The organism is Bradyrhizobium algeriense (assembly GCF_003062295.1).
Classification (GTDB): domain Bacteria; phylum Pseudomonadota; class Alphaproteobacteria; order Rhizobiales; family Xanthobacteraceae; genus Bradyrhizobium; species Bradyrhizobium algeriense.
Genome location: NZ_PYCN01000029.1, coordinates 1 through 24,576, shown reverse-complemented (window position 1 = coordinate 24,576; position 24,576 = coordinate 1). Strand labels below are relative to the sequence as shown.

Below are 24,576 nucleotides of genomic sequence, written 5' to 3'. Positions count from 1 at the left end.
GAGTGTTCCACAAACGAGTAACTTGATAATGGCGCCCGGCTCGCTCTGCGGTATATGATTCGTAGAAGTCGCTGAGCGTTGCGCCACAGTTCCCTTGACGAGTCCGCGCCCTTGTCGCCGACTGCCTTTTTGCATATCTCGCTTAAAACCTTTTTGCATATCTCGCTTAAAAGGAGTTCCGAGCTTGAGCGTTGCCTTCACCAAGGAAGACAGTGCCGAAACTGCGTCGGAGACGTTGCTGCCCGATCGCCCGGTTTCACCTCATCCGAACCTTGTTACGGAAGCGGGATTAAAGGCTCTGGAATTTCAACTCCAGCAGGCTCGCGAGGCGTACGAGACGGCGCAGAAGATCGAAGACGTGAATGAGCGGCGGCGGCAAGCCGCAACGCCCTTGCGTGATGCGCGCTACTTTGCGGCAAGAGTTCGGACGGCTCAGGTCATCACCAATCCGACGTCAGCTGACACCGTCGCCTTTGGCAGCACCGTGACCTTCCGGCGCGACGATGGGCGCGTGCAGAAATATCATATCGTGGGAGAGGACGAAGCGGACCCCAAGGCCGGTTCCATTTCCTTCGTGTCCCCGGTGGCGAGGTCTCTGATAGGCAAAGCTGTTGGGGATGTCGTCAGCACATCCGGTCAAGAGCTTGAGATCATTGCGATCTCGTAGCCCCCGGACAAGACGCAGGCGATGCTTGGAATGTCCGCCTTGCGTGAGCGGTCCTTCCATAACCGCTCATTCTGTGAATCCTCTGCTCGAGCTGTCTCGCGCGCTACCTAGAGCATGATCCGGAAAAGTGGGTACCGGTTTTCCCTCGCGACAAACGCGGAAACGCGTTTGCGCGGAGATCATGCTCAAATCAAAGGGATAGAGCGGGATGACGATTCGAAGAAAAGTCATCCCGCTCTAGGTCGCGCGCAAGCCGAGTTTGCCTCCAGAAGTTTTGCCTGAGTTTATGGGGGCTTATCTGTCGACGTCGCCGCCTTCCAAAAGCGTCAGCCCTTGAGCGCGGTGACCACCACTTCAATCAAGGCGCCACCTCCGAGATCGGCCACGCCGACTGTTGCTCGTGCCGGCAAATCTTCGCCGAAAAATTCGGTCCAGGCCGCGTCCATTTCCTTCTTTCTGGAGAGATCCGTGACGAAGATCGACGCGCTGACCACGCGGGACGTATCGGTTCCCGCCTCCTTCAGATAGCCGGCGATCTTGCCGAGGATGTTGCGGATCTGCTCGCCCATTGATGCACCCGTGTCGTCGGCGATCGTGCCGCCAACGAAGACGAAGCCATTGGCTTCGACGGCGCGGTGCATGATCGGGGTGCGGATGCTGCGGATAATGCTCATGATGTCCTCTTCTTAGGGTGTGGAAGCGTGGAAACGGGCGATGCCCAGATCGCCGATCCGGGTCTGGGTGCCGCCATTGACAATCAGCTCCGCCATTACGGCGCCGGCGCCGGGACCGAGTTGGAAGCCATGCAGCGAAAACCCGAACTGGTGATAAAGGCCCTTGTGACGGGCACTCGGCCCAAAGACGGGCAGATCATCTTTTGTCTTGGCCTCGATGCCGGCCCAGGCGCGGACGATCGTCGCACCGCGCATGACCGGAAACAGTTCGAACACGGTGCGCGCGCTCACGGCGAGGCTCCGCCAATCCAGCACGGTCTCGTTGCGATCCTGATCCGGCGTCGCCAGATGACCGCCGCCGATCAGCACGGTGCCGTTGGCGAATTGTTTGAAGGACAGTTTGCGGCCGCGCAGGATCACGACTGGATCGATGAAGTGCGGCACGTGTGACGTGATCATCAGCATCGGCGCCACGGTCTCGACCGGGACCGGTTCGCCGAGGGCGTCGGCAATTCGTCCAGCCCACGCACCAGCGGCGTTGACGAGCACCGGGGCAGCATAGCTGTCCACGCCAACGTCGACGTGCCAGAGCCCGTCGCGCTGCCGGACATTGCTCGCGGCCACGCCCTCGCAGACCGTGGCGCCAAGCGCAGCCGCTTTGCGCCGAAACGCCGTCGTGGTCTGCGCGGGATTGGCCGCGCCATCGCGCCGTGACACTATTCCACCGGGACAAGTGTCAGCCACCGCAGGCACCAGCCGGCGCAGCTCGGCTGCGTCAATCAGCTCTTCGTGGGTGAAGCCAAGCGCGTTCAGTTCCGCGACACGTGCGCGGCATGCTTCCAGTTCTGCGTCATTCTCCGCGACCAGGACCTGGCCGTGGCTCTCGAAGCTGCAATCATCGTCGAGGAGCTCCGCGATCCGCTCCCAAATTCCCATCGAGCGGATCGAGAGCGGAATCTCGGGGATATGCCGCGCGAGTTGACGAACGCCGCCGGCATTCACCCCTGAGGCGTGGCGGCCGGCATAGTCCTTCTCGATCAGCACCGGCTTCATTCCCGCAAGGCACATGTGAAGCGCGGTCGAGCATCCGTGGATGCCGCCACCCACGATGATGGCATCCGCGAGCTTCGTCATCCGCGCACCACGGCCTGGACGTCGGCCTCTGTCTTCGGCACGGCCGCCAGCTCCGCCAGCGTGATCGGCTTTACCGGTGCGCGCAGCCGGTAATAGCCTATCTCCTGGGGAGTCTTGCCACGGGCCTGCGCCATCAACTCAGTGACGGTCAGACCGCAGAGCCGGCCCTGGCAGGGACCCATGCCGGTGCGACGATAGGCCTTGAGCTGGTTGGGGCCGGTCGCACCGATCGCGACGGCGTCGAGAATGTCCTTGGCCGTGACCTCCTCGCAGCGGCAGACGATGGTGGCGCCTGAGGGGATGCGAAACTGCCGGGCGGGACGGAACAGCGTGTCGAGGAAGGCACGGCCGCGCTCGGCCTGGGCCAACGATGTCCTGAACGTCGACATGGGTGCAAGCTTCGCAGCAGCCGCAGGCGCCAGGGCCTCGACCGCAGATCTCGCGGCGATACGGCCGCGGACAATTGCGGCTCCCGCGCCGCCGATCCCGGCACCATCGCCAGCGACAGCGATGCCCTCGACCGACGAACTGCCGTCGCGATCGAGCACGGGCGACCAGCAGAGCTGCAGGTCGTCCCAGCGGTGCTCGATCCCCGCCGCCATTGCGAGATTGATGTTGGGCACCACGCCCTGATGCAGCAGCAATAACTCGGCCGCAATCGTCTCGCGTCGGCCGCCGGCCGTATAGGTCACGGTTGCGAGCTGGCCATCACCGGCGGCCTCGAGTTCGCTGACACCGGTCACCACCGGCACTTTCGCTCGCACCTCCTTCATCATCGCGAGTCCCTTTGCAAAATAGGGCGACGTTACGAAGGCGAAGGCGTGAGGCAGCGCGGCGAAATAATTCCGGCGCTCGGTCGTGTCGAGGATGCGGTCGATGCGACCGCCAAGACGCAGGATCTGCGCTGCGAGCAGCCAAAGCAGCGGTCCCTGACCGGCGATCACCGTCTGCCCGTCCGGCACCAGCCCTGAGGACTTCAGCATCGTCTGCGCGGCGCCTGCGGTCATCACCCCCGGAAGCGTCCAGCCCGGAATTGGAAACGGCCGCTCAAGCGCGCCCGTCGCCAGAATCACACGCCGCGCCTTGACGAAAAACGACGCGCCGCCGACCGACACACCGACCTCGAGATTCCGGTCAAGACTCCAGACCGTCGCGCGCTGGACGATCTCGGCACTGCTCGATCGCACTGCATCGACAAGGTCCGCGCCCGCCCAATAGTCGGCGCCGAGGCGATCACGTTCCGTCACCGGGGTCGAGGCGATGGCGCGCCAGACCTGGCCGCCGGGGCCGGCATTCTCGTCGAGCAGCAGCGTCGACAGGCCGGCCTCGGCCGCGGTCGCTGTGGCAGCGAGCCCAGCGGGCCCTGCCCCGATAACCACGACATCATAGCTATCGCGCCTGGGAGTCCTGTTCATCGGCCGATTTCCCTTTTGCCCTTCTGAATTTCGATCTGCATGCCCTCGGCGACGGGCACCAGGCAGCCCTGGCGATTGCCGACGCCGTCGATGGTGACGAGGCAGTCGAAACACACACCCATCATGCAATAGGGCAAGCGCGGCGCGCCGCTCACCGCAGTCGCGCGGCGCACGTCTCGGCCGGAGACGAGCAGCGCAGCGGAAACAGTATCGCCCTCGCGCGCCTCGACGGCGGCCCCGTCCACGAGGATGTGCACGGATCTTCTGCTGTCCTGATCGGATCGTTTGAACATGGGATGCCTCTTCACCGTTTTCTCGCCCGCCCGGACGTCTCGATGTCAGTAGTAGCCGCTGCCTGCCGCAGCCTGGTTCGCGTCGAAGCGGCGGGCCGAAAACGCGCCGACGAGTTCCGGTTCGAGCGCACCCGCCGCGACCATCCGGGCAATATCGAAGGCGTGGTTGGACGCGAGCGTTACACCGGAATGACAGCAGGTGACGAAAGCGCCCGGCTCGCGCTCCGACTGATCGTAGATCGGGAAGCCATCCTGCGGCATCACGCGGATGCCGGACCAGGTCCTGATGACGTTGAGGCGGGCCAGATGCGGGAACATGCGCTGCGCCCGATCCGCCATCACGGCGCTGATCGAATGGTTCAGCGTGCGATCGTCAAGCTGATCTTCCTTGCTGTCTCCAATCATCACCGTGCCCTCGTCGGTCTGGCGAATGGTGGTCAAGGGATGCGGCAGGAACGGCACGGTGCGCTCGGTCACCACGATCTGCCCTCGGGTCGGTCCCATCGGCGCCGACAAGCCGACCATCGGCGCGAGCGTCTGGTTGGCGTTGCCGGCGGAGAGCACGACCTTGCCGGCGCGGATCTCGCCCTGCGATGTCGACAGCCGGAATTCGCCGCCGCTCCGGGCGATCGCCGAGACCGGCCGCTCCGGAAAATAGTCGACGCCGAACAGCTTCAGTCCCGTGTGGAAGGCGCGAAAAGTGCGCAGCGAATTCACGTGCCCGTCCAGCGGACAGAAGCTGCCGCCCGACACCTCGGGTCCGATCAGCGGCAGCATCTTTCTGACTTCCGACGCCGACAGCATCGCCATCCTGTAGTCAGCCGCGCCCACCTGGTTGTGCATGCGTGTCACAAGCTGAGTGCGCTGCGCGAACTCGTCCTCGCCCAGCGTCAAGTGAAAGCCGCCATTCTGCTGCAGGGCGACGTCGAGCCCGGTCTGATCTTTCAATTCGGCGGCTAGCCTGCCCCAGCTTTCGGACGCCCGCATTGTCCAGCCGGTGTAGGCCGGCATGCCGAGCCCCTTGCTCTGCACCCAGACCAGCGCGAAGTTTGCCCGCGAAGCGCGCTTGGCGATGTCGCCCTCGTCGAGCACGACGACCTTCTTGCCGAGCCGGCCAAGCCCCCAGGCGATAGCGGAGCCGAGCAGGCCGCCGCCCACGACAGCGACGTCATATTCCTTTGACATAGGTTTTCCTTGGGTTCTCCTAGCGCCCTGGATCGCTCTTGCCGGCGAGCACGCGGTCGAGCCCGTAGAAGCGGTCGAGCAGGATCAGGGCGGTCATGGTGATCGCGATCACGCTGGCCGAGACGGAGGTCACCAGCGGATCGATGTTGTCCTGGATATAAAGAAACATGCGAACGGGCAGCGTCTCGGTGCCGGGCGCGGCCAGGAAGACGGTCATGGTCAGATCGTCAAAGGACTGAATGAAGGCAAGCGCCCAACCGCTGATCACGCCCGGCAGGATCAGAGGCAAGGTCACGCGGCGGAACAACGTCCAACCGCCGGCGCCGAGCGAGACCGCGGCCATCTCGACCGAGCGATCCATGCCGGTCGCCGCGGCCAACGTCAGCCGGAGTGCGAACGGGAACACGACTACCACATGAGCGACCAGCAGCCCCGCGAAACTGCCGCCGATGCCGATCGACGTGAAGAAGCGCAGGAAGGCGATCCCCAGCACGACATGCGGGATCATCAACGGCGAGAGGAACAGTGCTGCGAGAACGTCGCGGCCCCGAAACTGATAACGGGCGATGGCAAGCGCCGCCGGCACCGCGAACAGCAGCGCCACCAGCGAGGACAGCGCGCCTAGCCCGAGGCTCACCCAGAAGGCATGGACGAACTCGGGATAGTTCGCGATCGTCCTGAACCAGCGCAGCGAGAAACTGGTGGCCGGCAGCGACAGGTAGCCCTCGGGCGTGAACGCGACGAGGCAGACCACCACAATCGGCGCCAGCATGACGACGACGAAGATCGTATGGAAGATGAGCGCCAGCGGGCCATTGGTCCTCATCGGAACACCTCGGCATAGCGTCGCTCGATCAGTGCATTGCTGCCGACGACGATCATCACGAGGGCTACCAGAAGCAGGACCGCAACGGCTGCGCCGAGCGGCCAGTTCAGCGTATTGAGAAACTCGTCATAGGCGAGCGTCGCCGCGACCTTGAGCCGTCGGCCGCCGATGATGGCTGGCGTCGCAAAGGCGCTGGCGGACAGCGAGAACACGATGATCGCGCCCGACAACACGCCCGGCATGATCTGCGGCAGGACGATGCGGCGGATGATCGTGAGCGGACTGGCGCCGAGCGACAAGGCGGCGTTCTCGATCTGCGGGTCGACGCGCTGCAGCGCCGCCCAGACCGACAGCACCATGAACGGCATCATCACATGTGCGAGTGCTACGACCATGCCGGTTTCGGTGAACATGAAGGGCAGCGGCCTGCCGATCAGCCCTAGCGACATCAGGAGCTTGTTGACGAGGCCATTGTTGCCGCCGAACAAGAGCGCCCAGCCGAGCGTGCGCGCCACCACGGAGATCAGCAATGGGCCAAGGATCACGAGCAGGAAGAAGCTCTTCCAGCGTCCGCTCATGCGGTTGAGGATGTAGGCCTCCGGCGCACCGAGCACGGCGGTGATCAGCGTGGTCAACAACGCGATGCGGAAGGTCCGCCAGAACATCTCGGCAAAATAAGGATCGGTCGCGACCTCGTGCCAGTTCTTCAGGATGAAGACCGGCTCGATGCCCTTGTACTGGCCCCAGTCATGGAACGAGAGCATCACCGTCATGGCGAGCGGGATCACCAGCACACCGATGAACAGCATCAGCGCAGGCGCGGTCAGCGCCCATGCCGCGCGCACATCGCGCGTGTCCGCCGTCGCCACAGTGTTTGCCGCAGCGGTGTCGATGGCGGCACTCATGCGGCAACTCCAGCGCCCCGCAGGCTAATGTCTTCCGGCCGCCAGGCGAGTCGAACAGCCTCGCCTTCGACGGGCTGCGGCTTGCCATCGTTCTGACGGATCACAGTCGCGGGGCCACATTCGGTCTCGCACTGGAATAGCCAGTGATTGCCCTGGAATATCCGGGTGACGATCTTCGCAGAGAGCCCCGTGTCACCGAAACCGATCCGCTCGGGGCGCACGCTCACCGTCACCGGACCGACGACACCTATAGGCGCGGACGCGCTCCAGGAGCCGGCGACCAGCCGCGCCGGGGCGACGGTCCGGTCGACGGTCGCGGCGAAATCGTTGGTCTTGCCAAGAAATTGGGAGACGAAGGCCGAGGCCGGTCGCTCATAGGTCTCCTGCGGCGTGCCGATCTGTTCGATCCGCCCCTGGCTCATGACCACGATCCGGTCGGACAGTGACATCGCCTCGATCTGGTCATGCGTGACGAGGATCGTGGTGGTGCCGAGATTACGCTGGATCTGGCGCAACTCGATTTGCATCTCCTCGCGCAGCTTGGCATCGAGGTTCGACAGCGGCTCGTCGAGTAGCAGCACGCTCGGCCGGATCACCAGCGCGCGGGCAAGCGCCACGCGCTGCTGCTGGCCGCCCGACATGCGCCGCGGGTAACGATCTTCATAGCTGGCGAGCCCGACCATCGCCAGCGTGGCGCGGACACGCTCTGCGCGCTCAGCCCGTGGTACGCGTCGCATCTCAAGGCCAAAGGAGACGTTCTCAGCCGCCGTCATATGAGGAAACAGGGCATAGCTCTGGAATACGATACCGAGCCCGCGCTTCGCCGGCTGCACGGCGGTCAGGTCTCGTCCCTCGAGCCGGATCGCGCCGCGCGAGGGATCGAGGAAACCCGCAATCATCTGCAGCGTCGTGGTCTTTCCGCAGCCCGAGGGACCGAGGAAGGAGATGAACTCCCCCTTGCCGACCGCGAGACTGAGGTCATCGACGACTGTCTGCGTGCCGAACTGTTTGCCGACACGGTCGAGTTCGAGAATGGACATGGACGTGCTTCCGGATGGTGCTGTGGCAATGGTCGATCGAGGCTTGCGGCGCCCGCGCGGAGCATCGCCGAAATCCCGCTCGCCCGCACTGAGCCTTAAGCTCAGCGCTCGACCTCCCGATTCCACCGCTTGGTCCACTCCTCGCGCTTGTCGTTGATAACAGCCCAATCGGGCGTGTAGAGCTTCGCCGCGCGCTCGCCGATCGGAGCCATCTTGCCGAGTTCCGGCGGAACCACGAGCGACTTCAAGACCGGGCCGTAGCCGTAATCCTTCAGCATCACGAGCTGCGTTTTCGGCTCGAGCAGTGTCTTGACGAATGCCGAGGCGAGTGGCGACGCGTTGGGCTTGGTGATCGGACAGGCGGTCGTCACGAGCGTGGCCGCGCCTTCCTTTGGATAGACGAAGTCGACGGGGAAGCCGGTGTTGGCGAAGCTCTGGACGCGGCCCGTACCCCACACCGCCAGCACGGCCTGCCCGGACTGGAACAGCTCGGTCATCTTGCCCGGCGAAGGCTCATAGGCCAGCACGTTGGGATTGACATCACTCTTGAAGATCTTGAAGCCGGCATCGACGTTGGCTTCACTGCCACCGTTCATCCTGGCAAGCATCAGCAACGCGTGCAGGCCGTAGGTGTTGTTGATCGGCGGAATGACCAGTTGCTTCTGGTATTTCGGATCCTTGAGATCGTTCCAGGAGGTCGGCGGCGTCCAGCCTTTCTCCGCGAAGACTTTGGTGTTGTACATCAAACCAGTGGCGACCAGACCGATGCCGACCGCGCGATCATCCTTGAAGCGTGCGGCCTCGTAGAGATCGGCAGGCAGGCCTTCGATCTTGCCGCAGAAGCCCAATTGGATCGCCTGGTACATCGGACCATCGTCGACGATGGCCACGTCGATCTGCTGGTTTCCCTTCTGCGCCTGCAGCTTGGCAAGCGTGTCTGTCGAATTGCCGGCGACGTATTCGACCTTGACACCGTTGGCCTGCTCAAAGGCCGGGATCACTTCGTCGCGGATCGTCTTCTCAAAGGAGCCGCCGTAACCCGCGACATAGAGCGTCTTCTGCTGCGCCAAAACCGCCGACGGGGCGAAGGCGAGCGTCGCGATGCTGACCGCGGTCACAAGGGAGAGATGCTTCATATCGATCGATCTCCAATACCGTTTGCGAGGTGGCACCCGGAGCGCACCCTCATTTTGACCGGCTCGAGCCCCCGCCGAACGAGGCGCTTGCGCCAAGTTCATCGGTATCCGCACGCAGGGGTTTTCGGGCTTCACCAGCTCGCTTCGACCGGCGTCGCCTAAAAAACTAGCTGTTTCCAGTCTTGATGAAAAAGATCGCAATCCACGCTTTCGCCGTCCAATGAATAATGGCACCCATTACATGCCGAAATGTTATGGACGGGAGCAGGCATGGCTCGGATCAATTCGCGGCAGGTCGAAGCCTTTCGCGCGATGATGCTGACAGGCAGCGTGACGGAGGCGGCAAAGCTGATGGCTGTAACACAGCCGGCCGTAAGCCGGCTGTTGCGCGACTTTCAGGCGCTGCTCAAAATGGAGCTGTTCGAGAGACGCGGCAGCGGCCTTGTACCGACGGCATCCGCAACAGCACTCTACATGGAAGTCGAGCGGTCCTTCGTCGGACTCGAACGCATCACCGCGGCCGCCGAGGAGATTCGCGGCCGCCGGACCGGTACGCTGCGGATCGCGGCGCTGCCGGCGCTGTCCAACGGCTACCTGCCGCGGCTGGCTGGTGGATTCCTGAAGGACCGGCCAAACCTCAACCTGTCGTTTTTCGGGGTCATCTCGCCGATCGTGGTCGACTGGGTTCTGAATCACCAGTGCGACATCGGTTTTGCCGAGGTACCGATCGCCCATTTGGGCCTGCCGTGTGTACGGCTGCCGGCGCCCGCGCGCGTTGCGATCTTGCCGGCCGGCCATCGGCTGGCGGCCAAGGCTGTGCTCGAGCCGCGCGATTTCGAGGGCGAGACCTTTGTGTCGCTGACCGCCGGATCGACCGGTCGCCATCTGATCGATCAAGCCTTCAACCGCGATGATGTTCGCCGCGTCCTGCGGGTCGAGACCAGCCTGTCGGAGATCATGTGCGGGCTGGTTTCGTCCGGCCTTGGGGTTGCGATCTGCGATCCCTTCACGGCGCAGGAGTTCGCGAACCGAGGCGTCGTCGCGCGCCATTTCCTGCCGCGGATCGATTTCGAATTCGCCGCGGTGTTTCCGCCGCAGCGCAGTCCCTCACCGGTGGCCCTGGATTTGGTGGAGGTCATGCGTCAGGCGCTCAGCAAGTTAAGCGAACTGCCCGTCGCTTAAACGGATGGTGTATCGGCGCCCAGATCGTCGGCCCATGGCTCGCCAAGGACCTGATCTCATCCTGCCTCTCCGCCGAGTTCTCAACCCACGAGGATGTTCGCCGTCGGGTCGAAAAGCTTCGCGCGATGGACGAGGAGTTCCGGGAGCGGCTTGCCATGATCCTGATCTTCGGGTCGCTGCTGACGTCTGCGCGAAGGCCTCGAAAAACCCTTCTGCGCGGTCGGCAACATGAAGCCGAGCACCGAGCATTTAAGCTTGGTGGCCAGTAAAGTTTGGTACAGCGCGCCGGAATCAGAAAGGCCCGCCGATCGAGCGAGCCTTCTAAGCGCGAGCCTTCTAAGCGCGAGCCTTCTAAGCGTATGGCCTGCGAGGAAATCTTGGTAGCGAGAGACCGCTACCGCCTTTCCCCACACGACGCAAATCTGCGATATTTTCTTCGATCGTCCGCCTAAATTCAGTGACTTGTCGAATGGTAGGTTCAAATCGGGGAGGCGCAACCACCGATACCGACATTCGGTTCAAGTAAATATCTAACGGAGGGCGACGCCTGCGTCCCGAACGTCTTCTAAGTTATTGATTTTTCTGGCTGCGACCGACGTTTCCGGCACGTTTTGTTCACGGTCGTTTCACCCAATTCGTTACGATTTCGTTGCGGCGCTCTCAACCAAAACGGCGCTCGCTGGAGCCACCGTTTGCTTCAGAAAGCGTATCTTTGGCGATAATGTGCTTAGAGGTCGCATTAGGCGATCGGGGCTTTTAGTCAGGCGCTACACAGCGATGCCCGCGATCGGCAAGCAGTATTCTCGCTTCGGTGAGTCGCTTAGCAAGCGCGTTCCCTCGTAGGTGCGTTCAAGACGAAAGGCGCGTACTCACGGCATAACTTTGCCGCCGAGAACTGCTAAACGGAACGGCTTGATCTCGATCTGTTGCCAGACCCCTTCTTTGACGTACGGCTCCCGCGCAAGCCAGGCATCGAGATCGGCGCGGTTTGGAAATTCCGCAAACACCACCGACCCGATCATGTCGCCAGCATCATCGAGCATCGCGCCGGCCGCGCGCAATTCGCCACGTTCGACCATCGGCTTGATGCTTGCGAAGTGAGCCGGCCGCACCGCCGCGCGACGCGCTTTGGCTTCCTTGTCCGTGCCATCATAGGCCAGCAGCAGAAATTGCATGGTTTGGTTCCTTATCTGTCCTGCCTCGTCAAACGCGCGCCTCTGAAACGGATCCCTCGGTTAGCGGCTGGGATCGTCCGCGACGTGGGCGAGCTCAAAATGCTGGGCGACGCGCTCGTAGTCCGAGAGGAGTTCTTCGGCGCGAGGCTCGACCTTGGCAACCTCTATATCCGCGCCGGCGAATTGCCTGATATCGTCAAGCGTGTCCCAGTGAGTAATGGCGAGAAATTCGACCTGAGCGTCAACCGTGCGGCGGAGCAGTTGCGCACCCCGATAACCCGACATGTCCCGCAGCGATGGGAACACCGTCTCGGAGATATGCCTGACATAGTATGGGGCGTTTTTCGCGTCAGCGCGGCCGCGCCACAGTCGCGCGATCATGCTATTGTACTCCTTCGAACTGCGCTTCGCCCGCGAGCTTGCGCGAAATCACCAGCCGCTGGATCTCGGAAGATCCTTCGTAGATCGAGCAAACCCGGACATCGCGATAGATGCGCTCAACCGAGAAATCGTTGAGATAGCCGTAGCCCCCATGAATCTGGATCGCGGCGGAACAGATTCTTTCCGCGGCTTCGGAAGCGAAAAGCTTCGCCATCGAGGCCGCCTTCAGGCACGGCTCGCCGGCATCGCGCAAGGAAGCCGCCCGCAGTACCATCAGCTCGGCCGCCTGCAGAGAGGTGGCCATGTCGGCGAGCTGGAAAGCGATCGCCTGATGCTCGATGATCGGCTTGCCGAACGTCTTGCGCTGTTTCGCGTAAGCCAGAGCACAGTCGTAGGCTGCGCGCGCCATGCCGACGGATTGCGCGGCAACACCGATCCGCCCGCCTTCCAGATTCGCAAGCGCAATCTTGAGTCCTTGCCCTTCCTCGCCAAGCATCTGATCGGGCAACACCTCGCAGTCCTCGAAGACGATGTGGCAATGGTCGGAGCCGCGCTGGCCCATGGTGTGTTCGACGCGCGTAACCTTGTAGCCCGGGGAACGGGTCGGAACCGCAAAGGCGGAGATGCCCTTTGGCCCCGCGGCCGGATCGGTCACCGCGAATACGACCGCTAGGTCGGCACTCTTTCCCGATGTGATGAATTGCTTGGATCCGTTGAGAACGAACGCATTGCCACGACGGCGCGCACGCGTCTTGATGGCGGCGGCGTCGGAACCCGCGTCCGGCTCGGTCAGGCAGAACGCCCCCAGCATCTCGCCAGCCGCCAACGGGCGCAGATAGCGGTTCTTCAGCTCCTCGTTGCCGTAATTGACCAGGGCAAGACAAACCAGCGAGTTATGCACCTGGAATGCCGTCGAAACCGCACCATCGGCGGCGGCAATTTCCATCACCGCCAGCGCGTAGGAAACGTAGTCGAACCCCGCGCCACCACACTGTTCAGGCACGACCATGCCCATCATGCCGAGCTTGGCCATCTTGGCGAACGCCTCGCGCGGAAACCGTTGTCCTCGGTCGCGCTCGGCCGCACCCGGGGCGAGCTCTCTTTGCGCAAACTGGCGCGCCATCTGACGAACCTGGCGTTGTCCTTCCGTGAGCATCGAGACCTCCGGCTCCATTTCGTTCGGAACTAGAGGATCGGCCCGGCGCGCGTATTGGCGAAAATTGCGAGCCCGGCGATCGGGAAAAGTTGAATTTAGCCAGCGGCCCGCAATTTTCCCCAATACCGCGGATAGATTCCGACCGAGATAGGCGGAAAAGGAACAGGCTCAAGGTGTGGATAGCATGTCGCGGCTCTTCTACCACGTACACCCGGAGAGGCTGACGCTCGAAACAAAGGTCGTTAACGCCAATTCGGGCCGCGTGATGCTGGCCGAATCGCCGTTCTTTCCAGGCGGCGGCGGGCAACTGCCGGACAAGGGCGTCATTCGCTGGAACGGCGGCGAAGTAACCGTCACCGGTTTCGAGCCCTATGGGGGCGGGATCTGGGTGCTCCTTGCCGACAAGGTCGAGCTATCGGGTACGGTCGAGGCGGCGGTCGATCCTGACTTTCGCCAGATGATGCGTGAGCTTCACACCGACACCCATCTCCTGAACGCATTTGTGTACCAACAGTTCAATGGCGCGCTGGTAACGGGAGTCCAGATCAACCCGGACGGCAGCGCACGGATGGACTTCGATTTGCCCGATGCCGATAACGACCGGCTTCGTGCGCTCGACGGACCGATCAATGACGCGATCAAGCAGGACCTGACGGTGGGCGACAGTTACGTTCCGATCGATGATGCGATCGATGGGCCGGGCCTGATCAGGACCCGGAGCGTTGCGCCGCCGCCGACACCGGACGGCAAAGTCCGCATTGTCGAGATCGCGGGACTTGACCGGCAGGCCTGCGGCGGGACTCACCTTGCTTCCACCGGGCGTTCGCGCCTGGTGAGGGTGCTCAAGATCGACAATAAGGGCCGTCATAACCGTCGCGTGAAGATCGGTCTCGTCGGTCTCGCGACGGGAACGTAAGTCTACCGACGTGGTCGGGCATCCTTCTTGATAGGTTGTCAATTCCTATTTTGACGCCACGGCACTCGCAGCAACGCGCGAAAGAAAGTCGCTGGCTGCATGCAGCTCGCTCGTGGCGATCCATTCGTCCGGCTGATGTGCCTGCTCGATCGAGCCCGGGCCCATGATCACCGTCGGGATAGCGGCAGCCTGAAAGTGCCCGGCATCCGTTCCGAAGGGAACGGAAACCGGGATCACAGTCGAGCCCGTCAACTGTTCGATGAAAGCTTTCGCGGCGTTGTCCGGCTGCCAGCGGAGCGGAAAAACCGTTCCAAGCCGCTCGGCGGTCGCATCCGCGTCAGGTTCAGCAGCTTTCATTTCCCGTCGAAGACTATCGACAAATCGCTCCACCCTGCAGCAGATCGCCTGACCATCGGCCTCGGGAATCGGCCGGAACTCCCACGCCAGCGTGCAGCTAGGCGCGACCGTGTTGAGCGATGTGCCGCCCTGGATCGTCCCGACATTCAGCGTGGTGTAAGGCGGTTCGACTCCGGAACTGCTGCGAACTTCCTTGAGTTCTGCGGCCATGTCGAAGAGAAATGATAGGAAGCAATGCGCATAGTCGATGGCGCTAAGTCCGGCCGCTGGGTTGCTCGAATGGGCAGCACGACCGCGGAAGGAGGTACGCATCACGAACGCCCCTTTGTGGACGCTGACGACTTTCATCTGCGTCGGCTCTCCCACGATTGCCGCGGACGGTCGCGGGAAATGTTGCCGAAGATCGTCGATCAGGCGCGGAACGCCGACGCAGCCAAGCTCTTCGTCGTACGACAGCGCCAGATAGAGCGGCCGTCGCAAACGGTCCGGCGAGAGCGCGACCATCTGGGCCAGACAGCACGCAATAAAGCCTTTCATGTCAGACGAGCCGCGGCCGTAGAGCCGGCCGTCCGTCTCGCGCAGGACGAACGGATCACTGCTCCAGCACTGCCCATCAACGCCGACAACGTCGGAATGACCCGAAAGTAGAATCCCTCCCTCGGCCACAGGCCCCATCGCACAAATCAGGTTTGCCTTGGTCCCGCTGTCGTCATGCGAGAGGCGGATGTTGCAGCCGGGCCGGTCCAGCATATTCGCAACGAAGTGGACAAGCGGCAGGTTCGAGTTTTTCGTCGAAGTGTCGAACGCCACCAACTCTCTGAGAATTGACCGTGCGTTCATGCTTTGGCTTGCTCAAGTCGACGAGACGACACGGTGGGCGACTTCAATCTGCTTTCCGCCAGCCGGTCAGCAGCGACGTTTGTCGCGACATTCTCCATGTCCGCCGTTCGATAAATCGCCGATAACGCGTCGCCGATGTTGCGGACGCGCTGTTCGGTTTCTTCGCTTTCGCGCCGCAAGCGTTCCATCGCGAGCTGAATCATGCCGCCACCATTGATGACGTAGTCCGGCGCGTAGAGAATTCCGCGGGCGCGCAGCATGTCGCCGTGATGCGGGCTCTCCAGTTGATTGTTCGCGCCTCCAGCGACGATCTTCACCTGCAATCGTTCGATGGTCCGATCGTTGATCACCCCGCCGAGCGCGCACGGCGCATAGATATCGGCAGCTGCGTCAATGATCGCTTCGGGGTCAACGGGCATCGCCGCGAACATCGTCACACATTTTTCGACGACATCGCGCTTGACATCCGACACAAGCAGACCCGCGCCGGCCTCCGAGAGCAGCCGGCACAGGTTGAAGCCGACATTGCCGAGCCCCTGCACCAGCACACGCCGGCCTCGCAGATCCCGGCTTCCCCACACATGATTGGCGCTCGCCTCGATCCCGACAAGGCAGCCGAGCGCCGTACGCGGTGACGGATCCCCGCTGCCCCCCTTTTCCTCCGGCAGTCCCATGACGTGGGGAGTTGATCGTCTGATCTCCAACATGTCCGCCGTGGTGGTGCCGACATCCTCACCGGTAACATAGCGGCCATCCAGCTTGTCGATGAACCGGCCCAGTGCGCGCAGCAATTCCGGAGATTTCTGCGTGGATGGATCGGCGATTACGACGGCCTTGCCTCCGCCGAATGGTACATCGGCGACGGCCGCCTTATACGCCATTCCGCGCGACAGCAGCAGAACGTCGCGCAGCGCGCTGCTGTCGTCGGCATAAGGCAGTATGCGGCAGCCGCCAATCGCCGGGCCGAGGACGGTGCTATGCACCGCTATGATCGCGCGCAATCCGCAGGCTGGGTCAGAAACGAAAACGACTTCCTCATGGGAGTCGAAGGCATCACAGGAGAAAACCATTCTGCGCCTCGTGAAGTGTTCCGCCCTATGGCGTCGTGCGGGGCCAGACTTACCGCAACTTGCGATGCGCGCTATTGTGGAAATTTGCGGATTGATCGTGAAACCGGGCGGCGCGACGAGACTCTTTCACCCTGCGCGCGCCCCGCAAGTTTCGACAATACACCCACAAGCCCATTGAAGATCCTGCCCGCGGTGAAGCGAAGGAGATTCTGATGGATTTGGGAATTGCCGGCCGCACGGCGCTGGTTTGTGGCGCGTCACAAGGGCTCGGCTATGCGTGTGCCGTGGCGCTCGCCCAAGAGGGCGTCCGCGTCACGCTTTTGTCGCGCCGGCGCGCGGCTTTGGAGAGCGCCGCGCGCCGGATCGAGACGGAAGGTGGATATCGGCCAGACATAATCGCGTGCGATCTTGCTACGCACGAAGGCTTGACGATGGCCCTGGCCAACGCCGACACGCCCGACATTCTGGTGACAAACGCCGGCGGTCCTCCGGCCAAGCACTTTCGCGAGCTATCGCCTGCGGATTGGGATTCGGCCATTCGGACCAATTTTCTTGCAAGCGTCGAACTCATCCGGTCCTGCGTCGATGGCATGATCGGACGCGGCTTCGGCCGGATCGTCAACATCACCTCGCTGACGGTTCGTATGCCTGTCGAAGGCCTTGACCTGTCGACCGCAACGCGATTGGCGCTGACAGGCTACGTCGCGGGCGTGTCTCGCCAGACCGCAAAGCACAACGTGACGATCAACAATCTATTGCCGGGAACTGTGCTGACCGAACGCATCAAGGAGCTTGGTGAGACTGCAAACCGGCTCATCGCCATGGTGCCTGCCGGTCGGGGCGGACTTCCGGAAGAATTCGGCGCCGCATGCGCGTTCCTGTGCAGCACGCGCGCGTCCTACATTACCGGCCAAAACTTGCTCGTAGACGGCGGACTGTGTCCGTTCACCGTGTAGCGGGAGCGGCTGCCGCGGCGTCGCACAGCGCTCTAGACGAGACGGTTCGTCTCGTCTAGACTGAGGCCATGTTCCAGCTCTGCCGCGTTCCGGGTGACAATCCGCGCCGATCGGCTCATTCGCACGCTTCGATCTTGCGAGCGGCCGCCGATCTGGCCGGACGGGTCGGTTATGCCAATGCATCGATCGAACAGATCGCCCAGGAAGCCAAAGTCGGAAAGCAGACCATCTACCGCTGGTGGCCCAACAAGGCTGTATTGTTCATCGAGGTCTATCGCGAACTGGTGCCGGCCGATCTCGTCACCGATGATACCGGGAGCCTTGGTGGCGATCTCGAAGTGCTTTTGACGCGACTGTCGCGGCTCTATTGCGATACGCCGACCGGCAACATCCTCTCTGGCCTGATTGCGGAAGCGCAGACTGTGACCGAATTGGCCGATCAGCTGCGGGAAACCTACGTGGTGCCGCGGCGTGCAATCATCGGCTCGATCTTCGCGCGCGCAGCGGCACGAAACGAAATCGCAATCCTGGAGGAACCCGATTTCGCCAGCGATCTGATTTCCGGCGCGGTCTGGTTCCGCCTCTTGCTGGGAAAGCGGCGGTTCGACCGCAAGTTCAAAGAGCAGCTGATCGATGCGGTGTTGCAGGGGCTCGCACGCAGGCCGACGCTGGGGGTGCGAAGGAAGAGTCGCTAGCGCAAGCGGCGTCCGCGAAGAATGATCAGCGCGCGCTGGCAGCAAAACGAGCAACGGGAGATGCGAAACTCACGAGGACCGGGATGGCACGTCGCGATTTGAAGAACCTGACCCGCTTCTGGAGTGGCCGAGATTCGCCGGGTCTGAGCTTGATGCACGCCGATTTCCAGACACAGCAATTCGCGCCCCACCGCCACGAAGAGCTAGTGATCGCGATCACCGAGATCGGCGGCTCCGTGATCCAGAGCCGCGGCGTCGTCGACAATGCCGATACATCGGCACTGCTGGTCTTCAACCCGTCCGAACCTCATGCGGGATGGATGGGCGCAAGCTGCCACTGGCGCTACCGGTCGCTTTACCTCGAACAGAGCGCGCTCGACGATCTCTCGCACGCACTCGGCACCGATCGTATTCCCTACTTCACCCGCAATTGGATTGCCGATCCCGAACTGGCCAGCAATCTGCATGCGCTGCATCGCGCGCTCGACGGCGAACATGATCCGCTGCTGCAGCGCGAATTGATGGTCACGAGCTTCGGAGCACTGTTCAGGCGTCACGGCAGCGGCGGGCTGCGCGTCGAGCCCGTGCCGCGCGACCGCGTGCGCGTCGAAAGGGCGATCGAGTACATCCGAGCGCGATTGGCGATGCCGATTTCCCTGGCGGACCTGAGCGACACGCTCGATCTCACGCAATTTCAGGTCATCAGGCTGTTCAAGCGCACGATCGGCATGACACCGCATGCCTATGTCCTGCAACTGCGGCTCGACGCCGCCCGGCGCTATCTCGCGACGGGATCGCCGATTGGCGATGCCGCGGTCGCCGCGGGGTTCTACGATCAGAGCTCGCTGACGCATCACTTCAAGCGAAGTTACGGGCTCACCCCGCTGCAGTTCGCTCGGGCCACACGAGCCTGAGCCAAGCCTTATCGCGAACTCAGCGCTTGCGGACACTCACTCTCGGAAAGCGGGCGATATGCCACTTCTCCGGGGATCGTTCCGATCACTTCGTATTCGTCCCAGTCCCGCTTGGACTCGGCTGTGCCGTGGCATGTAGGGCATTTCACGAAGTGCCACCTGTCGGATTTTTCCTTTGCCTCAGCTTCCAGCCAAAGAGACCTCCAAGGCTCTTCCATGTTGTCTTTGGAAATTGGAAGCCAGCCGGTCCCTCACGTTGGTCTTGGCACATCGTGTCAGCGCTCGGATGTGGCACGCCCAGCGCTTGGTAACGGTCGGCGAGTTTCATCGCATCCTCTATTCGTGAACCGCAGGACCTGGAAACGATGGGTTGGCTATCGACGTCCAAGTCAATTGCTGACCCAAACAACGTCACAATTACGTCCTCGTTGCAACGCTTCCAAAACGCCCACCAAATTGGGGCCTAAACAAAGCGGTTTACATAGCGAACTCAACGATTTCAGCCCTGGCTGGGGCAGCACCGATCGCACGTCCGAATGGCGGAATCAAAATCCGCTTAATTCACAAGTACCTCTCTTAGGCGCTCTGCCATAGAGCTTGTCGCTTGGGCGTTGACGCATCCGTACGCGAGAATATGTTGATCTCGCAAAGGGATCATCAATGAACCGGGAGCCCGCGTCAGGAAAAATCTGTTGGATGCGCAATATGCAAATACACCAGTTGTGCTTGTTCAGGCGCTCTTACCGAGTCGCTAGTTGGCATTCGCGCATAAGCCGACGGTCCTTGTGGGCCATTTTGTTTATTTTGGTGTTTCCCGCCTACTGCCTAGCCGGTGAAGGGAAACCCATCAGCATCACCGTGGCGGCCGACCACACGAAGGCCAACGGAGAACCCTGGGACGGCATTCCAGGCCTTGGCGGGGGGCGCGGTCAGACGGCCATTCCCATCCCCAACAAAAATGCTCCGCCGGATCTGGCGGTCTGCGTCGTTCGTTTGGAAACGCCTCCGGAATGCAGCATGCGGTATGTGAACTTGAAGCAATATTCGCTTTGCCAGAACAGCTATGATTGCATTTTCAAGCGGGTGAGCATCCCCGATGGTCCTTTCGGGCTCATCATTCTGGATTTGGACTTACGGCGGCATGACCTTGTTGGCTTCCTTTTAATGACGGCTGGGAAGGCTCTTACTCCTGACCAGCGAGCCGCTTTGGAAAGTGAGATTCGGAGAAGAGCCGACCAGTTAGCGCCCCCTTTTTCCCAAGGAGAGAAGCAACGCAGGTTGAGGGAGATGCTTGTTGTTCCGATGGACCGCTGCGCCGAAGCTAAGGGATGCAGGCTCGTCCAATCCGAAATCCGCGTGAACTCGGCCGAGTGATCCTTGCGGGGCAGCTCCGTCCCGTCGCCACATCAAAGGTGATACGAGCGGCAAGCCGCTCTTGACGTACCGCCGTGACGGCCCGGCGGCATGGTTGTGGTAATGATACTCAGCCTGTTTATGGATGTATCTGGGTCGCTGGCGGCCACGGGAGGTCCCGTGGCGTCTGTCGCGCTCGCCGGCATGATGGTCGTCACGCTGCTGGGATCGTGGGGCGCGTTATGGATCGTGAACCGGTGGCGATGAGTTTGTTCAGTGGCGAGCGTGCGGCAGCCACGGCTCATTTGGTACGATTGGTCTTCTCCATTTCCGACTGGACGACTGCCGCTTGTGGCACTTTTGAGACATCGCGACCGGCCCTGACGATGTCCGTTTTCAGGGGAGGACCGGAAGAAGTCGCCCGATGGCCAAAGTGACGCGATTGACCCAACCCGGACGTTGAAGCCGGCGCTGTCTCTCTCCGCCATGCATCATGTCCCGGCGTGCTAGTTGATTTTAGCGCATCGAAGTCACGTGGGCTCGCTGCTAATTCGACCGCGTAGAAATATGACAGCACCGTTGACCAGACGAAGTCCTAATGTTCGGCAGATGCTGCTCAAACGATGCTCTGCAATCTCTGGTACCTTCTCGTTCTCATGATGACGCCGTCGGCTGAAACCACGAGCCGTGTTCAGAGAAGAACGGGGTATGTCTGCAGCAACCTAGCAGGTCCGTTGCTGTGAGAGCGGTAACAAATTAGCAGCCGCGTGTAAAAAGAGCGGGACGGTCCCCTAGAAGCGGCGGATTTGCGAGGCTCAACGCCCTCGGATCTGCAACGCGATTCAGTCGTTAGCTTGCTTGCGCCGCAATGAAAGAATATTGAAGCTACCCCGTTTGCGCCGCTCCAACGTCATTTGGTCTCATTGATTTGGATCTACACTCGACACCGGGATGCGATCTGAAGTAGAGTGCTCGTGCGTGTTGGGAGTATATTGCAATGGATATTCGCAAGATTACTGATCTCCCTGCCTTCATCGTCACAGCTCCGGCATTTGCACAGCAAACATAACGACGAACACGAACTGGTCAAAGCGCCGCTCGTCCGCGAACGGTCTTGAGGCAGACCAAGACGGAAACTGCCCCAGAATTGCAGATGTGGGCAACGTACGCCGACTAGGAGAGAAGGATTCGGTTTTCAGCCAATTCAGATCAATTCGGTTTTCGGGGGGTAGCCAATGATGAGCGTCTCAAACCCGCATCGACGAGTTGCATCACGCATTCTGCTCATGAATCTAGCGCCAACAGACGATTTCTGGATTCGGTAACGATTTTTGCAACGATTTTAGGAGGGCATCATGAAACGATACGTCTCATCACTGCTTGCTGGCGCCGCCTTGGCGGTATCGGCAGGCGCCGCCCATGCACAGTCCGAGAAGCCAAATATTCTCGTCATCATGACGGATGATCTGGGCACCTGGAACGTGAGCGCCTACCACCGCGGAATGATGGGCGGCAGGACACCCAACATCGATCGCATCGCCAAACAAGGTGCGCTCTTCACCGACTACTACGCGCAACAATCGTGCACGGCAGGCCGCGCCGCTTTCATCACTGGCCAGACGCCGTTCCGCACGGGACTGCTGAAGGTCGGCCTGCCGGCCTCCAAGCAGGGCCTCCAGGACAAGGATCCGACGATCGCTGAGCTACTGAAACCCTTGGGCTATGCGACAGGGCAAATCGGGAAGAATCATCTCGGCGATCGCAACGAATTCCTGCCGACGGTGCACGGCTTCGACGAGTTCTACGGGATCCTTTACCACCTTAACGCCATGGAGGAGCCATACGAGAACGACTACCCGAAGGACCCGGCATTCCGAGCGAAATTCGGGCCGCGCAACATCGTTGAGAGCAAGGCGACGGACAAGGACGATCCCACCACTGATCCGCGCTGGGGCCAGGTCGGCAAGCAGACGATCGCGGACGGTGGTCCGCTGCCGCCGCATCCCGGGATGGACCCCGCAGCCAAGGTCAGCATGGAAAACATCGAACCCGAGTTGGTGCGCCGCTCGCTCGACTTCATGGATCGCTCGGTGAAAAGCGGCAAGCCATTCTTCCTCTGGCACAACAGCACACGCATGCACGTGTGGACGCATCTTTCGGACAAATGGAACGGAAAGAGCGGTTATGGCCTTTTCGCCGACGGCATGATGGAGCTCGACTGGGAGGTCGGCGAACTGCTCAAGAAGCTCGACGAGCTGAACATCGCCAACAACACCATCGTAGTCTTTACCAGCGACAATGGGGCAGAGATATTCACCTGGCCCGACGGTGGCAACCATCCGTTCAGAGGTGAGAAAGGCACGACCTTCGAGGGCGGATTCCGCGTGCCGCTCCTTGTGCGCTGGCCCGGCGTCATCAAGCCGGACACCGTAGTCAACGAGATTATGGCGCACGAGGATTGGATGCCGACCCTTCTCGCTGCTGCCGGTGCGCCGGACGTAAAGGAGACGCTGCTGAAGGGCATGAAGGTCGGCGATAAGACCTTCAAGAATCACCTCGATGGGTACAACTTCGTGCCTTATCTCAAGGGTGAGGTCGCCACGTCGCCCCGCCGCGAGGTCTTCTATTTCACCGACAGCGGCGAACTCAACGCCCTGCGCTATAACGACTGGAAAGTCAGCTTCAAGACGGTCGAAGGCAATCTCTTCAACGGCCATGAGGCAAGCACGAACGCGCCGCTTGTCACCAATCTGCGACAGGATCCGTGGGAGCGCTACCAGTCGCAATCGATGCTGTACGGCAAGTGGTGGGGGCAGAAGATGTGGACGTTCCTCCCCGCGACTACGATCGTCGGCCAATTCCTGGAGTCGTTCAAGGAGTACCCGCCGAGCGCGCCTCCCTCGAACTTTGGCGTGGACAAGGCGCTGGCGGCACTGGAGCAGGGAGCGCGGGGCGCTGGAAAGTAGCGGCGTTGCCTCATTCCTCTTCACTGCCCGGCATGGTCTGGATCCCAGGTGGGACCTTCCTGATGGGATCGGACAGCCACTATGCGGAAGAAGCGCCGGCGCACCGCGTGTGCGTCGGCGGCTTCTGGATGGACGTGTCGACCGTGACCAATCGCGACTTCGAGCGCTTCGTCGCCGCAACAGGGTATGTGACGCAGGCCGAGCGGCCGGCCAACCCGAACGACTATCCCGGCGCGAGACCCGAGATGCTCGCGCCGTCCTCGACCATGTTCAAGAAGCCGGCCGGGCCGGTCGATATGCGCAATCATTACAACTGGTGGGTCTATGTGCCGGGAGCAAACTGGCGCCGTCCGCGCGGGCCGGCGAGGTCGATCGCCAAGCTCATGGACCATCCGGTCGTCCACGTCGCCTACGAGGACGTCGCAGCCTACGCCAGGTGGGCAGGCAAGGAACTGCCCACCGAGGCGGAATGGGAGTTCGCTGCGCGGGGCGGGTTCGAGAATGCGGAATTCGTCTGGGGCGACGAACTGATGCCTGGCGGCAAACACATGGCGAACATCTGGCAGGGCGAATTTCCCTACCGCAATACGCGCGATGATGGCTTCGAATACACGGCTCCAGTCGGCTCTTTCCCGCCGAACGGTTACGGCCTGTACGATATGGCGGGCAACGTCTGGCAATGGACCGCCGATTGGTACCAGGACCATGCGAGCATCGACAGCCCCTGCTGTACCGCCTCCAACCCGCGCGGCGCATCCCGCGAGGGTAGCTTCGATCCTGGCCTGCCGGATCTGAAAATCCCGCGCAAGGTTACGAAGGGAGGTTCACATCTCTGCGCACCGAACTACTGCCGGCGCTACCGGCCGGCCGCGCGCATGGCACAACCCGTCGACACCTCAATTTCCCATCTGGGCTTTCGCTGCATCGTTCGGGGCAGTGCGGCAAGCTGAAATGCGGCCACATATCCTGTTTGGCTCGATCATCTGCTCTTCGTTCTGGCCCCTGGTACGCGACTGGCGTCGCATCAACTGGCCTTTCGCTGTGATATGGATGACGGGCTTTGTCTTTCGCCGCAGAAACGAGTTTCGCCTTGAGCCTGCGCGCATCGAACAGTCAATCCGCATATTGGCTGATCGAGAGAGCCTCCGCCTTTTCGCGTTGGGGCCAAATAAGCTTAGTTGATGGCGTCATGGAGCGACTTCCGCCTTTGGCAGATTTTGTTGCAAAAGTCGGTTGAGGCAGGCCGCGAACCGTGATTCCGTTGTGTTGACGCGAATCTCGGCGAGGTCGATCCATGATGGGCCGTCTGAAGAGTGACCAAGGTCAACTGTTCTACGAGT

General features: G+C 61.7%; 23 protein-coding genes and 1 pseudogene. 10 read left to right on the top strand and 14 right to left on the bottom strand.

The genetic code is table 11. The features are described 5' to 3' along the window. Nucleotides 1–184: 184 nt before the first annotated feature. Nucleotides 185–667 carry a transcription elongation factor GreA gene (gene greA / locus C7G61_RS34135; protein WP_108522104.1) on the top strand — a complete coding sequence of 161 codons (483 nt, stop codon included), beginning with the start codon at nt 185–187 and terminating at the stop codon, nt 665–667. Between the two features lie 326 nt (nt 668–993). On the opposite strand, the gene C7G61_RS34130 is transcribed toward greA, so the two are convergent. From C7G61_RS34130 to C7G61_RS34090, 9 genes are all read right to left on the bottom strand, one after another. Next, entirely contained in the window at nt 994–1,341 is a 348-nt protein-coding gene (locus C7G61_RS34130; protein ID WP_108522103.1) for a RidA family protein, read from the bottom strand. Nucleotides 1,342–1,353: 12 nt separating this feature from the next. Next, nucleotides 1,354–2,475 (bottom strand): NAD(P)/FAD-dependent oxidoreductase, encoded by a 1,122-nt coding sequence (locus C7G61_RS34125; RefSeq protein WP_108522102.1) that lies wholly within the window; start codon nt 2,473–2,475, stop codon nt 1,354–1,356. Beyond that, nucleotides 2,472–3,890, bottom strand: a complete 1,419-nt coding sequence (locus tag C7G61_RS34120) for an FAD/NAD(P)-dependent oxidoreductase (protein ID WP_108522101.1) — start codon at nt 3,888–3,890, stop codon at nt 2,472–2,474. Before C7G61_RS34120 ends, C7G61_RS34125 begins: the two co-directional genes overlap by 4 nt. After that, nucleotides 3,887–4,183: a (2Fe-2S)-binding protein gene (locus tag C7G61_RS34115; RefSeq protein WP_108522100.1), complete on the bottom strand. Its 297-nt coding sequence runs from the start codon at nt 4,181–4,183 to the stop codon at nt 3,887–3,889. Before C7G61_RS34115 ends, C7G61_RS34120 begins: the two co-directional genes overlap by 4 nt. Nucleotides 4,184–4,228: 45 nt before the next feature. Next, nucleotides 4,229–5,368, bottom strand: coding sequence for an NAD(P)/FAD-dependent oxidoreductase (locus C7G61_RS34110; RefSeq protein WP_108522099.1), 1,140 nt, complete (start codon nt 5,366–5,368; stop codon nt 4,229–4,231). A 19-nt stretch (nt 5,369–5,387) separates the two neighbouring features. Continuing rightward, nucleotides 5,388–6,194, bottom strand: coding sequence for an ABC transporter permease (locus tag C7G61_RS34105; protein WP_108522098.1), 807 nt, complete (start codon nt 6,192–6,194; stop codon nt 5,388–5,390). Then, on the bottom strand, nt 6,191–7,099 hold the full coding sequence (locus C7G61_RS34100) for an ABC transporter permease (protein WP_108522097.1): 909 nt from the start codon (nt 7,097–7,099) through the stop codon (nt 6,191–6,193). The genes C7G61_RS34105 and C7G61_RS34100 overlap by 4 nt, the downstream gene beginning before the upstream one ends. Then, nucleotides 7,096–8,139, bottom strand: a complete 1,044-nt coding sequence (locus C7G61_RS34095; RefSeq protein WP_190242098.1) for an ABC transporter ATP-binding protein — start codon at nt 8,137–8,139, stop codon at nt 7,096–7,098. The genes C7G61_RS34100 and C7G61_RS34095 overlap by 4 nt, the downstream gene beginning before the upstream one ends. A gap of 101 nt (nt 8,140–8,240) precedes the next feature. Further along, a complete protein-coding gene (locus tag C7G61_RS34090; protein WP_108522095.1) occupies nt 8,241–9,275 on the bottom strand; it encodes an ABC transporter substrate-binding protein in 1,035 nt (344 codons plus the stop codon). 270 nt (nt 9,276–9,545) lie between these two features. Here C7G61_RS34090 and C7G61_RS34085 point away from each other — a divergent pair, with 270 nt between their 5' ends. Then, nucleotides 9,546–10,457, top strand: a complete 912-nt coding sequence (locus C7G61_RS34085) for a LysR substrate-binding domain-containing protein (protein ID WP_108522094.1) — start codon at nt 9,546–9,548, stop codon at nt 10,455–10,457. After that, nucleotides 10,454–10,594, top strand: a pseudogene (locus tag C7G61_RS47280) (ribose-5-phosphate isomerase); the annotation flags it as partial. The gene C7G61_RS34085 and the pseudogene C7G61_RS47280, both read left to right, overlap by 4 nt. A gap of 732 nt (nt 10,595–11,326) precedes the next feature. On the opposite strand, the gene C7G61_RS34075 reads toward C7G61_RS47280, so the two are convergent. The 3 genes from C7G61_RS34075 to C7G61_RS34065 are packed head-to-tail and all read right to left on the bottom strand — an operon-like array spanning nt 11,327 to nt 13,169. Continuing rightward, nucleotides 11,327–11,632: a YciI family protein gene (locus tag C7G61_RS34075; RefSeq protein WP_108522093.1), complete on the bottom strand. Its 306-nt coding sequence runs from the start codon at nt 11,630–11,632 to the stop codon at nt 11,327–11,329. Nucleotides 11,633–11,692: 60 nt separating this feature from the next. Beyond that, nucleotides 11,693–12,013 (bottom strand): antibiotic biosynthesis monooxygenase, encoded by a 321-nt coding sequence (locus tag C7G61_RS34070; RefSeq protein ID WP_108522092.1) that lies wholly within the window; start codon nt 12,011–12,013, stop codon nt 11,693–11,695. Nucleotide 12,014: 1 nt separating this feature from the next. Then, the gene (locus C7G61_RS34065) at nt 12,015–13,169 is read right to left on the bottom strand and encodes an acyl-CoA dehydrogenase family protein (RefSeq protein WP_108522157.1); all 1,155 of its coding nucleotides are present in this window, start codon (nt 13,167–13,169) and stop codon (nt 12,015–12,017) included. A gap of 184 nt (nt 13,170–13,353) precedes the next feature. Between C7G61_RS34065 and C7G61_RS34060 the strand changes: the two genes are divergently transcribed. Continuing rightward, on the top strand, nt 13,354–14,085 hold the full coding sequence (locus tag C7G61_RS34060; RefSeq protein ID WP_108522091.1) for an alanyl-tRNA editing protein: 732 nt from the start codon (nt 13,354–13,356) through the stop codon (nt 14,083–14,085). Between the two features lie 45 nt (nt 14,086–14,130). Here C7G61_RS34060 and argE read toward each other — a convergent pair whose 3' ends face one another. Then, nucleotides 14,131–15,282 (bottom strand): acetylornithine deacetylase, encoded by a 1,152-nt coding sequence (argE, locus tag C7G61_RS34055; RefSeq protein ID WP_108522090.1) that lies wholly within the window; start codon nt 15,280–15,282, stop codon nt 14,131–14,133. Continuing rightward, complete coding sequence (locus C7G61_RS34050; protein ID WP_108522089.1) at nt 15,279–16,352, bottom strand: Glu/Leu/Phe/Val family dehydrogenase; 1,074 nt, start codon at nt 16,350–16,352, stop codon at nt 15,279–15,281. Before C7G61_RS34050 ends, argE begins: the two co-directional genes overlap by 4 nt. Nucleotides 16,353–16,564: 212 nt before the next feature. Between C7G61_RS34050 and C7G61_RS34045 the strand changes: the two genes are divergently transcribed. The 6 genes from C7G61_RS34045 (at nt 16,565) to C7G61_RS34020 (ending at nt 24,186) form a co-directional block, all read left to right on the top strand. Beyond that, a complete protein-coding gene (locus tag C7G61_RS34045; RefSeq protein WP_108522088.1) occupies nt 16,565–17,308 on the top strand; it encodes an SDR family oxidoreductase in 744 nt (247 codons plus the stop codon). A 68-nt stretch (nt 17,309–17,376) separates the two neighbouring features. Further along, a complete protein-coding gene (locus C7G61_RS34040) occupies nt 17,377–18,003 on the top strand; it encodes a TetR/AcrR family transcriptional regulator (protein WP_108522087.1) in 627 nt (208 codons plus the stop codon). Nucleotides 18,004–18,086: 83 nt separating this feature from the next. Beyond that, entirely contained in the window at nt 18,087–18,917 is an 831-nt protein-coding gene (locus tag C7G61_RS34035; RefSeq protein ID WP_108522086.1) for an AraC family transcriptional regulator, read from the top strand. 783 nt (nt 18,918–19,700) lie between these two features. Continuing rightward, nucleotides 19,701–20,291 carry a hypothetical protein gene (locus C7G61_RS34030; protein WP_145963737.1) on the top strand — a complete coding sequence of 197 codons (591 nt, stop codon included), beginning with the start codon at nt 19,701–19,703 and terminating at the stop codon, nt 20,289–20,291. Nucleotides 20,292–21,625: 1,334 nt separating this feature from the next. Continuing rightward, entirely contained in the window at nt 21,626–23,236 is a 1,611-nt protein-coding gene (locus C7G61_RS34025) for an arylsulfatase (RefSeq protein ID WP_108522084.1), read from the top strand. A gap of 62 nt (nt 23,237–23,298) precedes the next feature. Further along, nucleotides 23,299–24,186 carry a formylglycine-generating enzyme family protein gene (locus C7G61_RS34020; RefSeq protein ID WP_420836813.1) on the top strand — a complete coding sequence of 296 codons (888 nt, stop codon included), beginning with the start codon at nt 23,299–23,301 and terminating at the stop codon, nt 24,184–24,186. The last annotated feature ends 390 nt before the right edge of the window (nt 24,187–24,576 follow it).